8 protein-coding genes and 1 CRISPR repeat array are annotated in these 9,715 nt (G+C 51.3%); of the genes, 3 read left to right on the forward strand and 5 right to left on the reverse strand.

The genetic code is table 11. The features are described 5' to 3' along the window. Nucleotides 1–2,041: a CRISPR direct-repeat array (repeat unit 28 nt; unit sequence GTTTTCTCCGCGTACGCGGAGGTGTTTC). Between the two features lie 153 nt (nucleotides 2,042–2,194). The 4 genes from Q0Y46_RS14525 to Q0Y46_RS14540 all read right to left on the reverse strand — a co-directional run bounded on the left by Q0Y46_RS14525 (nucleotide 2,195) and on the right by Q0Y46_RS14540 (nucleotide 4,403). Then, complete coding sequence (locus tag Q0Y46_RS14525; RefSeq protein ID WP_295679154.1) at nucleotides 2,195–2,395, reverse strand: hypothetical protein; 201 nt, start codon at nucleotides 2,393–2,395, stop codon at nucleotides 2,195–2,197. Between the two features lies 1 nt (nucleotide 2,396). Continuing rightward, nucleotides 2,397–2,885 (reverse strand): PIN domain-containing protein, encoded by a 489-nt coding sequence (locus Q0Y46_RS14530; RefSeq protein ID WP_295679156.1) that lies wholly within the window; start codon nucleotides 2,883–2,885, stop codon nucleotides 2,397–2,399. A gap of 33 nt (nucleotides 2,886–2,918) precedes the next feature. Next, nucleotides 2,919–3,479, reverse strand: a complete 561-nt coding sequence (locus tag Q0Y46_RS14535; protein WP_297948488.1) for a hypothetical protein — start codon at nucleotides 3,477–3,479, stop codon at nucleotides 2,919–2,921. Nucleotides 3,480–3,554: 75 nt separating this feature from the next. After that, a complete protein-coding gene (locus Q0Y46_RS14540; protein ID WP_297948491.1) occupies nucleotides 3,555–4,403 on the reverse strand; it encodes a metallophosphoesterase in 849 nt (282 codons plus the stop codon). Between the two features lie 231 nt (nucleotides 4,404–4,634). Here Q0Y46_RS14540 and Q0Y46_RS14545 point away from each other — a divergent pair, with 231 nt between their 5' ends. Further along, on the forward strand, nucleotides 4,635–5,552 hold the full coding sequence (locus Q0Y46_RS14545) for an Rpn family recombination-promoting nuclease/putative transposase (protein WP_297948493.1): 918 nt from the start codon (nucleotides 4,635–4,637) through the stop codon (nucleotides 5,550–5,552). A 15-nt stretch (nucleotides 5,553–5,567) separates the two neighbouring features. On the opposite strand, the gene Q0Y46_RS14550 is transcribed toward Q0Y46_RS14545, so the two are convergent. Continuing rightward, nucleotides 5,568–6,401: a S1-like domain-containing RNA-binding protein gene (locus tag Q0Y46_RS14550; RefSeq protein WP_297948495.1), complete on the reverse strand. Its 834-nt coding sequence runs from the start codon at nucleotides 6,399–6,401 to the stop codon at nucleotides 5,568–5,570. Nucleotides 6,402–6,456: 55 nt separating this feature from the next. Between Q0Y46_RS14550 and Q0Y46_RS14555 the strand changes: the two genes are divergently transcribed. Both Q0Y46_RS14555 and ccsA read left to right on the forward strand, forming a co-directional pair. Continuing rightward, complete coding sequence (locus Q0Y46_RS14555; RefSeq protein ID WP_297948497.1) at nucleotides 6,457–7,449, forward strand: metallophosphoesterase; 993 nt, start codon at nucleotides 6,457–6,459, stop codon at nucleotides 7,447–7,449. A 58-nt stretch (nucleotides 7,450–7,507) separates the two neighbouring features. Continuing rightward, complete coding sequence (ccsA, locus tag Q0Y46_RS14560) at nucleotides 7,508–9,655, forward strand: cytochrome c biogenesis protein CcsA (protein ID WP_297948499.1); 2,148 nt, start codon at nucleotides 7,508–7,510, stop codon at nucleotides 9,653–9,655. Nucleotides 9,656–9,715 lie beyond the last annotated feature (60 nt).

Genomic DNA, 9,715 nt, shown 5'->3' on the forward strand with positions numbered 1-9,715 from the left:
GTTTTCTCCGCGTACGCGGAGGTGTTTCTTGCGGAAATTCGCATAAAAACGCAAGTTTCCGGTTTTCTCCGCGTACGCGGAGGTGTTTCCGCCCGACACGGAGTTAGGCGGCTCCGCATCGAGTTTTCTCCGCGTACGCGGAGGTGTTTCCGCAATAGTCAACTTAACGCTTTTTGGAACGGAGTTTTCTCCGCGTACGCGGAGGTGTTTCTCCGTTCAAATTCATCTTTCCCGACAACAACTGGTTTTCTCCGCGTACGCGGAGGTGTTTCTACCGCGCATTACAATCTTTTGTAAAACCTTCGGTTTTCTCCGCGTACGCGGAGGTGTTTCCGGGTGTTGATACCTTCCTGCACACTATGGTAGGTTTTCTCCGCGTACGCGGAGGTGTTTCCCGAGGGCCTCCGCTGCACCTTCGGCTGGCTGCGTTTTCTCCGCGTACGCGGAGGTGTTTCCTCATTTACTTGAAGAAGTCCAAGTCCTATTTCGTTTTCTCCGCGTACGCGGAGGTGTTTCTAACGCACTTGCGGTTCAAGCCGCCCAGGAGGAGTTTTCTCCGCGTACGCGGAGGTGTTTCTTGATTTTCTGAAATTCGCCGCCATGCGGAACGGTTTTCTCCGCGTACGCGGAGGTGTTTCTATCATGAAAACAAAAACTGTCGATTGGCAGCAGTTTTCTCCGCGTACGCGGAGGTGTTTCTCTCACGACCTTCAGCCTCTGCATTAAGATTACGTTTTCTCCGCGTACGCGGAGGTGTTTCCATTCAGTGAAAATTCTTTCGGATAAGATAGAAGTTTTCTCCGCGTACGCGGAGGTGTTTCTATTGGCTTCGGTCAATTGCCGCGCCATTGCCAGTTTTCTCCGCGTACGCGGAGGTGTTTCTGATTATCGGGAGCTTTTCGGTTGTTCGGTTTCGTTTTCTCCGCGTACGCGGAGGTGTTTCTAGCGTCCATATCAATACCATAACCGAGACCACGTTTTCTCCGCGTACGCGGAGGTGTTTCCGACTCTTCGCCACACATGGCTTTAGTTCCGGGGTTTTCTCCGCGTACGCGGAGGTGTTTCTAAAGAAATTCCTTGCACCCGTAATCACGATGCGTTTTCTCCGCGTACGCGGAGGTGTTTCTAGCTACGCGCAACGTCCACCTTTTCGTCATGCGTTTTCTCCGCGTACGCGGAGGTGTTTCTACATCTTTTTACGTTGCTAAGTATGTCACGAAGTTTTCTCCGCGTACGCGGAGGTGTTTCTGGCAAAAGAAAGTACATTCTAGGTGCTGGACAGTTTTCTCCGCGTACGCGGAGGTGTTTCCGAACTCGAAAGCATATTGGTATCAGCCGATTGGTTTTCTCCGCGTACGCGGAGGTGTTTCTGCGATATTTGTTGTCGGCAACGGCACGGACGAGTTTTCTCCGCGTACGCGGAGGTGTTTCTTTGTTTTACGTTCAAAAAAGCCGACTTACGCAGTTTTCTCCGCGTACGCGGAGGTGTTTCCGTGGCTTTGTCGGTGCTTGCCGATCGCGCGGGGTTTTCTCCGCGCAAGCGGAGGTGTTTCCCTGCAACGACCGCCACGTGCGATGGCGACACGGTTTTCTCCGCGCAAGCGGAGGTGTTTCTCTTGAAAGCTGTAAGTCGTGCACGATAGCCGAGTTTTCTCCGCGCAAGCGGAGGTGTTTCCAAGGATGCGCCCCAGGGCAAAGGTAAGATTCTGTTTTCTCCGCGCAAGCGGAGGTGTTTCTTTGTCATTCCGGAACCTTGGAAATTCCGTCCAGTTTTCTCCGCGTACGCGGAGGTGTTTCCAATTCGCGCGGTCCTCGCTCTTGCATTTTTCAGTTTTCTCCGCGTACGCGGAGGTGTTTCCTTGTCGGAGCGCTTCTCGGAAGCCTCCATGCGGTTTTCTTCGTGTGCGCGGAGGTGTTTCTGGCTAAATTCAAGAAGAAAAAAGGCGGGACCAGTTTTCTCCGCGTAAGTGGAGGTGTTTCTAACATTCAAAACGATGTCAAGGTGGAAAACGCATTTTCTCCGCGTAAGCGGTGATTCTATCGATTCACAATAAGGATTATTCCGTTGTGAAAACATTTAGGGCGGCACTCTTTCGGGTGTCGTCCTCTTTATTTGCGAATCTCTCGAATCTTGTCGTCTGAATTTTAACTAAATACGAAAAATTTTTAGACATTCCATATTTCGTTCAAATTGTTATTTCTTCTCGCTTGCGTCGTAAACGGCTTGTTTGTCGGCAACGCAACGGTTGAATTCCGACATAAAGGATTCAGCACCCTGTCGGATGTCGTCCAAGATTTCCTTGTGTGACATCTTGGAATGTCTCAGGGAATTGTATTCGCGCAGTTTGCGGATGTCTTCTGCATCAAAACGATTGCTCATTTCGGGAGTGTCCATGTTATGCTTCCTCCAATAATGCAGTGGGTGGATAAATCAGCAGGTCCTTTCGACCCTGCATTGTGGTGATGACCTTAATTCCGCGAATTGTCTTGACATTAACAATGTGCTTGAAATTCCACGAAATAATGATGTCACAATCATTGAGAATTGCTGCCGCAATATGCTGGCAATCATCTAAACTTTTTTGCTTGAGTATTCCGAAATCGATGAACTTTTCAGCAAGAGCAATCGTGTCTTCCGTTATTTCGACAACATTGAAGTTAATTTCGCGGAGATGCTTGAAGAATAGTTCCTTCTTGTGAAGATCCTTGCATTCGTTAAGTTCTTTCAAAACGACCTGGGACAAAAAAATATCGTAATCTCCCTTTTTGAGGGATTCCCATACTGCTCGTGTATCAGCCATCTTTTCAGGAGCATCGTCCTGTTCAAGATAGCTGATGACCGATGTGTCCAGATACACTTTGAGTTTTCGGAAGTTCAAATCCATATTTTAAATATACTATAAATGAGGTAAAAAAGTTTAAAGTCCCATTTCCAAATATGTGCCCAGGGTCTTCGCAACCCGCAGAATCTTTGCGTATTTCATGAGCTTCGCGATATTCCTGTCGCGCCGTTTGAGATAGTTCTTGACAATTTCTGTGCAGACGTCGATGCCGATTTTGTTGCGGAATTTTACGGCGTCGCAGACGCATTTTTCGATGTCAAAAATTTTGACCCTGTAGCCGGAAATGGTTTCCGTGGTAACGCCTATGCTCAGAGCTTTGTCAGACAGGTTATGGAGCTTAAAGTTCGGATACTGGGGCACAACGACTTTGCGGCCCCTTTTTATTGCAATATCATATTGCTGCGGGACTTGCGTCGTGAGTTCGTAATGTTCCCATGCCGAGAACATGCAGAGGATTCCACCGGGAATCAGAGACTCAACATCGACCATTACATCGGCTAGGGCAATCTCTTCTGCATAAACACCGCGTTTAACACGAACCAGTTCGCCCTGTTTCGCCTTTTGGAGAGTGGCGTAGTATTGCGCTCGTCCTTGCTCGCAAACCATGCCCGCGGTTATGAAGTTCTTCTCGTACATATGTATAAATCTACTACAAATATACAAAAATGTAGTAGATTTGTACATAAAAAAGTGGGATAATCTTCCTAAATCTTATGATTTCCCCACCTCCACCAGAAAATCTTCCCGTTTTAGCCCATGTTCCGTATAGGGGTCCTCGTCGGGATATCCTACGGGATTGCAGAGCAGCAAGTGCCTTTTGCCGAGCCTGTCAGTGTACTCACGCTTGATGGCGGTGTGGGTGTGGCCCGCTTGCCAGATGCTTCCGTCGTCCATGTTCTCGAGGTATTTGGCTCCGTGGAAATAGAAAAAGTTTGAGCAGGGGTCGTGTTTGTAACGTTCCGCCATGTCGAATTCCAGCGGCAGAAAGTGCGACGTCATGATTTTCGGGCGTTGCGCGGTGAGTTTGCGGAAGGCTCTGTCGTAATGTCGCCAGAGTTTGTCGGTGTTGTTCTGCATGTATCTCCAATGGATTCCGTCGAACCATCGTGTCGCCCACAAAATTTTGTTTGATATTTCAGATGCGCCGGGTGTATGCTTGTACTTGAAATCGCACATGCCCATGCAACCGGCGACATCGCCTGCGATGCGGTTCTCAAGCAGTTGGATATTCGGGATTTTTTCTGCTTCAGCAAGGAAGTATTTTATCTTGCTTTCGGATGTGGTGAATTCTCGGTCCGTCTCGAAACGCCCAATGTATTCTGTGATGATGTCGTGGTTCCCGAGGCACACGTAGACCGTGCTGTATTTTTCGGCGATGAACTTCAAAAATTCTACGTAGGTGTAATAGTTGTTCGCGATATCGCCCGCGATGCAGCAGGCGTCTGCCGGTAGAAAGTTGCGCTCGAAGAAGACTTCGAAATGTTTGCGCAGTACTGCGACTGTGCGAGTCACCGGTACATAGAAATCGACGTGTAAATCGCTGACAAAAAAGTAAGTCATTCGATTAATCTATACTCGCATTATGCGATTGTCAAGTGAAAGATGTGGGAATGAAATTTCGGGAAAATACCCTCGAAATGCAAACTGGTTTCTCTATAATTATAGACGTTTTAAACGGAATTTTTGTCGGCCTATTTTTGGAAAATTAAGTTTGCTTGACTAGTGCTTCTCGCCGGTTTATATTGTCGATGTTTGAAATATTCATCGACAATATCGACAGGGGAATGTACAATGGCCAAGCGCAAGCCGCTTAAGGACTGTATCGTGAAGCCGGGCGAAAAGAGCCCGTTTGCAAATTTGCTGGTGGATTTGGCTTTCAAGAAGGCTTTTGACCCGGACAAACCTTCAAGCCGTGAAAACCTAGTGAACCTGCTGAATGACCTGTTGGAACCGCAGCTCAAGCGGCCCATCAAGAACGTGTGGACTCGCAACGTGGCGAAAAACCTGAGCGGGAGCAGGGAATCCCGCACGGCGATTTTTGACTTGCATTGCGAAGACGACATGGGCAACCTCATTGAGATAGAGGTGCAAATTCGCAGGCAAGACCACTTCCTGAAAAGGCTAGCTTTCTACGCCAGCGAGATAATCGCGAATCAGGCAGAACCTGGCGACGAATGGGATTACGACATCAAGCCGACATACGTCATCGCACTTACTCAACACACGATGTTTGGTGATGATCGGATTGTCCATCGTGCTACGGTTACCGACCTGGATACGGGTGAACAGTTTCTGGACACATTCAATTTCACTGCCATCGAACTTTCGAAGGTTCCCTTCTTCATTGAGCCTGGCTCTTCTAGTCTTCGCAAGTGGCTTTTCTTTTTGCGTTTCTTAGATAAGCTCAAGGAACTGCCTGCCGAACTGGACGAGAAAAAATTCGAACAGTTGACGGAAAGTTCAAAAGTGTCTAAATTCAGTAAAGAAGAATTCGAGGCTTACCAGAAAGTGTATCACGAAAAATGGGACCATAACGTCATGGTGAAGGGCGTATTCGAGGAATTCGCGGATGAGATCAACGCGAAGGTTGCCGAGAGCGTTTCTGAAAAAACTCGCGAAATTGCCCGGAAGATGAAATCCAAGAATATGCCGGTTGAACAGATTGCTGAGTTGACCGGCTTCTCCGTGGAAGAAATCAGTAATCTTTAATTTCCCTTCTTCTCTTTACACTGCGCGGAATCCGTCGTCGCCGAGGTCGATTTTCCCTTCGCGGAAGAGCGTCCCGAGAATCTTCTTGAATGTCTTTTTCGACATGCCGAATTCTTCGCGGATGGTGTCCGGGTCGGTGTGGTCGCCGTAGGGGAGGAATCCGCCTGCTTCGGCGAGTTTCTGCATGATGGCGTCGGGGCTGTCGCTCTTCATGAGTCCCTTGTAGCCAACGGGCGTCAGGTTGAGCGTGATTTTTCCGTCGCTGGTGAAGCGCTGGATAAAGCCGGGCATCGTGTCGCCGATGTAGATGCGCTGCATGCCGCGGGTGAGCATGAGCCTGCCGGTGTAGCGGTAGTCCACCAAAAAGTCGACGTAGTCCTGGGTCACTTCGTAGGCGGCGAGCTGTACGCGCTGCCCGATATGCAATTCGCTCGTGTCTAGGTCGAGGAAGCTCTTGATTTTTTCTGTCGCCACGAGGCGGCCGCTCTTTTCGTCCACGAGGATGTAGACGACGCACTTGTCGCCGCGCTGCAAGTCGCCGAGTTGCTGCTTGTAGGGCAAGAAAAGGTCTTTGTTCAGGCCCCAGTCCAGGAACGCTCCGATGCGGTTCACTTCTTTGACGGTGAGGACGGCGAATTCGCCTGCCTGCGCGTAGGGCTTGTCGAGTGTCGCGATGGGCCTGTCTTCGGAATCCATATAAACGAACACGTCCAGGATTTCACCTTCTTCAAGTTCGAATTGGTGCTTGTTGCCCGGGAGCAGTACGCGCCCTCCTGTTTCCAGTTCCAGGTAGTAGCCTTGGGGGGTGACGCTTTCGACGCGTGCGCGGTTGTATTTTCCGATTTCCATGATAAGCCGTTCCGTTCAGGTGTAACAAAAATATAGAAAATTATATCTTTAAATCATGAATTCCTCTATCGACTTCATCGGCGATATTCATGGGCATTGCACGGAACTTCGGGCTTTGCTTGCGAAGCTGGGCTACGTGGAAACGTCCGGTGCCTTCCGTTACCCGGGCGGCTCCCGTTCTGTCGTTTTTCTCGGCGACTATATCGACCGTGGGCCGGAGGTGCGCGAGACGGTCAACCTGGTGCGTGCGATGCGCGATGCGGGGAGTGCCGTGGCCCTGATGGGGAATCACGAATTTAACGCGCTCTGTTTTTGGCAGCTGAATGGCGAAGGCGGCTCCCATGTGATTCATTGCATTCCAGGGGGTTACCTGCGCGAGCATTCCTTCAACAAGGTGGCTATCCATACGCGGACGGTCGAAAGTTACAAGGGCCGCAAGCAGGAATTCCACGACATGCTCGACTTCTTGAAGACGCTGCCGTTCTTTGTCGAGACGGAATCTTTCCGTGCTCAGCATGCCTGTTTTGAGAAGAGCGCGGCATCAATCCTTAATGCCGAAGGCATCCGCTGTTTTGCTGACGGAAATTTCAACGACCTCATTGCCCGCGCGAACGACCAGTTCAACGAGTACGATGATTCCCTGTTCGACCCGATAAACTTTTTCTTGAAAGGCCCCGAGATGAACTTGCCCGATGGAATTACTTTCCGCGATGGCGAGAATGTTTTGCGCAAACGGGCCCGCATCAGGTGGTGGGTGGATCCGAAGGGGAAGTCCTTGCGCGAACTGGCTTTCCAGCCGGGTGTGGAACTGCCTGCCTGCGCTGCCCCTGCCGACGTTTGCAAGCATGAGTTTTATGGCGAGGCGGAACGGCCTGTATTCTTCGGGCATTACTGGCTGACGGGGCTTCCGCACTTGATTCGCGAGAATGTCTGTTGCCTGGATTACAGCGTTGCCGGTTATCGCGGGGACGGGCGGCTTGTCGCTTACCGTTTCGACGGCGAGCAGCGACTAGATGAAAGTAAGTTCGTGTGGGTGGAGGCTGTTTAGACGCGAGACGAATGACGAAAGGGAAGGTCGAAAAAAGTTGATTGCGTTTATAAGAAAGTTGGCTTCTCTGAAGGTCTCTGCTGCGTTGCTGGTGGCGTTCATGCTGCTGACGTTTTGGGGCGTGCTGGCGCAGGCGAATGCCAAAAGTCTCGGTGCTTCGGTTGAGGTGGCGACTGACCGCTTTTTCGGAAGCTATTTCGTGTGGGCGGTTGGCTATATTCCCTTGCCGGCTTTCAAGTCGGTTGCGGCGTTGGGCGTGGTGCATCTCGTTTTGTGCTTAATTTATCGCATGCCGCGCGGGTGGTGTTTTGCGGGCCTTTGGTTGATGCATATTGCGCTGATTGTCCTTTTACTCGGGAGCCTTGTCGGGAGCGAAATCAAGCGGGAATATAATGGTTATGCTATCGTGCCTGCTGAGGTTGCTGGCGCTGTTTCGCCGTTGCAGGCGGAGGTGGCCCCACTTTCCGGAGCCCGCGACTTGCGACTTTTCCTTGCGGACGACAGTCTCGGCCTTGCTCCTGTCGAAATCGACGAGCAGGAACTGAAGGGAGGTTGGCCTTACTTTGTCCAGTATCGCGGTTATGCGGAAATGGCACCGGGGAAGAATGTGGCCATGTACAAGGTGTTTTACGACCCGTTCCATTTTGTGCCGTATGTGTTCATGGTGATGTTCCTGCTTGGGGCGGCGCTCCACTATTTTGTGAAGGTGCGCGGCAATAAGGTGCATGGTGATTCGGTCGGGGTGGCTGCAAAAGTCTTGCCGTTGCTTGCCTTGCTATTTGCTGCTTTGCCGATGGATGCCCGTGCTTCGGCTCGTCCAGTTCCGGTTTTGGAGGCTCTGCATTCCGATACGCCTGTCTTGGTGGATGGTGTTGTGCGGCCTTTTGATTCTTTTGCGCGTGGTTTTTTGGACGACTTGAGCGGACGTGTGACGTACAAGTGCCGGAAAAACGATTCTTGCATGGGGAAAATTTCTGCCGCAGAAATTGTTCGGCAGGCTGTGCTGACTCCCGAAAAGGCTCATGCCTACGCCTTGTTCAAGGTGTTTCGCGGCGATGTCTCCGAGGCGTTGCACTTGCCGTCGGATTCGCGGTACGTGAGCTATGTGGATTTGGCGCTGTCGCGCGATTTGTTAGATTTCTATGCTAGCCGAAACGATGACCATCCGGCGACTGCCGAGATGAAGCGCCTCTACGGGAATGTTCGTCTGTACGAGTCGGTGGTGAACCACTCGGCGTTTTCGGTTGTTGGTGAAGATGTAAAGTTCAGGCTTTCGTTGGAGGTGCTGTACCATCATGCGAATCTTGCGCTGTGGGGCTTTGCTGCGGCGTTCTTGGCTTGCCTGCTTTCGGCTTTGAACATGATTTTCCGGTCAAAAAAACTGGATGTCGCGGCGAATGGGCTCTGTGTCGCGACTGCTGTAATGCTTACGGTGATGTTTGCGGTGCGCACCTTCGTGGCTGCCCGCCCGCCGATGTCTAGCTTGTACGAAATTGTGCTACTGGTGGCGCTCCTTTTGATGGCGTTCGAGTCCGTCGCGTTTTTCCGCTGCAAGAACCGGACCTATGCCCTGATTCTTCCTATTACCATGATGACTGCGGTGCTGCTGTTTTTCGCGAAGTTCGTGCTGGAACCCGGCGACACCTTCCGTCCGATTCCCGAGGTGCTGAATTCCTCGGTATTCCTGACGCTGCACGTGTTCACGATAGCGCTTGGCTTTGCGGGCATGATTCTTTCGGGCGTTGTGGCGCATCTTGTGCTGTTCCGCATTTCTCGCACTTCAAACCCCGAGCCTCGAGCCTCGAACCTCGATCGCCTTCTTTACGGTACGCTTGCGTTCGGCGGCGCATTTACGATTCTCGGGACGCTGCTCGGTGGCGTGTGGGCCGACTTCGCGTGGGGGCGTTTCTGGGGCTTTGACCCGAAGGAATGCGGAGCATTGTTTGTGATACTCTGGGCGATGCTGCTTTTGCATTTGCGGGCCGGCCGGCTCGTTTCTCCGCGCGGGTTTGCGCTTTTGTGTGCGTTCAGCTCCATTGTCACGTTCCTCTGCTGGTTCGGGATAAACTTGCTCGGGGTCGGACTGCACAGCTACGGATTCCAGGGCGGTACGGCTATGTGGCTCATCGGCTTCGTCGTCGTCGATACCCTGGCCATAGTGGCAATTGCGAAGCGCGGGGCACGAGGCTCGAGCAGTGAGCAATGAGGCTACGAGAGACTAGAGAATAGAGACTAGCGGCTAGTGAAAAGAATCACGCACTTCGTG

Origin of the sequence: uncultured Fibrobacter sp. (genome assembly GCF_947305105.1) — a bacterium.
GTDB lineage: Bacteria > Fibrobacterota > Fibrobacteria > Fibrobacterales > Fibrobacteraceae > Fibrobacter.

What these genes read in the sequence shown, in the direction of transcription:
- Q0Y46_RS14525 (WP_295679154.1), bottom strand. Translation starts at nt 2,395, where the DNA reads ATGGACACTCCCGAAATGAGCAATCGTTTTGATGCAGAAGACATCCGC.
- Q0Y46_RS14530 (WP_295679156.1), bottom strand. Translation starts at nt 2,885, where the DNA reads ATGGATTTGAACTTCCGAAAACTCAAAGTGTATCTGGACACATCGGTC.
- Q0Y46_RS14535 (WP_297948488.1), bottom strand. Translation starts at nt 3,479, where the DNA reads ATGTACGAGAAGAACTTCATAACCGCGGGCATGGTTTGCGAGCAAGGA.
- Q0Y46_RS14540 (WP_297948491.1), bottom strand. Translation starts at nt 4,403, where the DNA reads ATGACTTACTTTTTTGTCAGCGATTTACACGTCGATTTCTATGTACCG.
- Q0Y46_RS14545 (WP_297948493.1), top strand. Translation starts at nt 4,635, where the DNA reads ATGGCCAAGCGCAAGCCGCTTAAGGACTGTATCGTGAAGCCGGGCGAA.
- Q0Y46_RS14550 (WP_297948495.1), bottom strand. Translation starts at nt 6,401, where the DNA reads ATGGAAATCGGAAAATACAACCGCGCACGCGTCGAAAGCGTCACCCCC.
- Q0Y46_RS14555 (WP_297948497.1), top strand. Translation starts at nt 6,457, where the DNA reads ATGAATTCCTCTATCGACTTCATCGGCGATATTCATGGGCATTGCACG.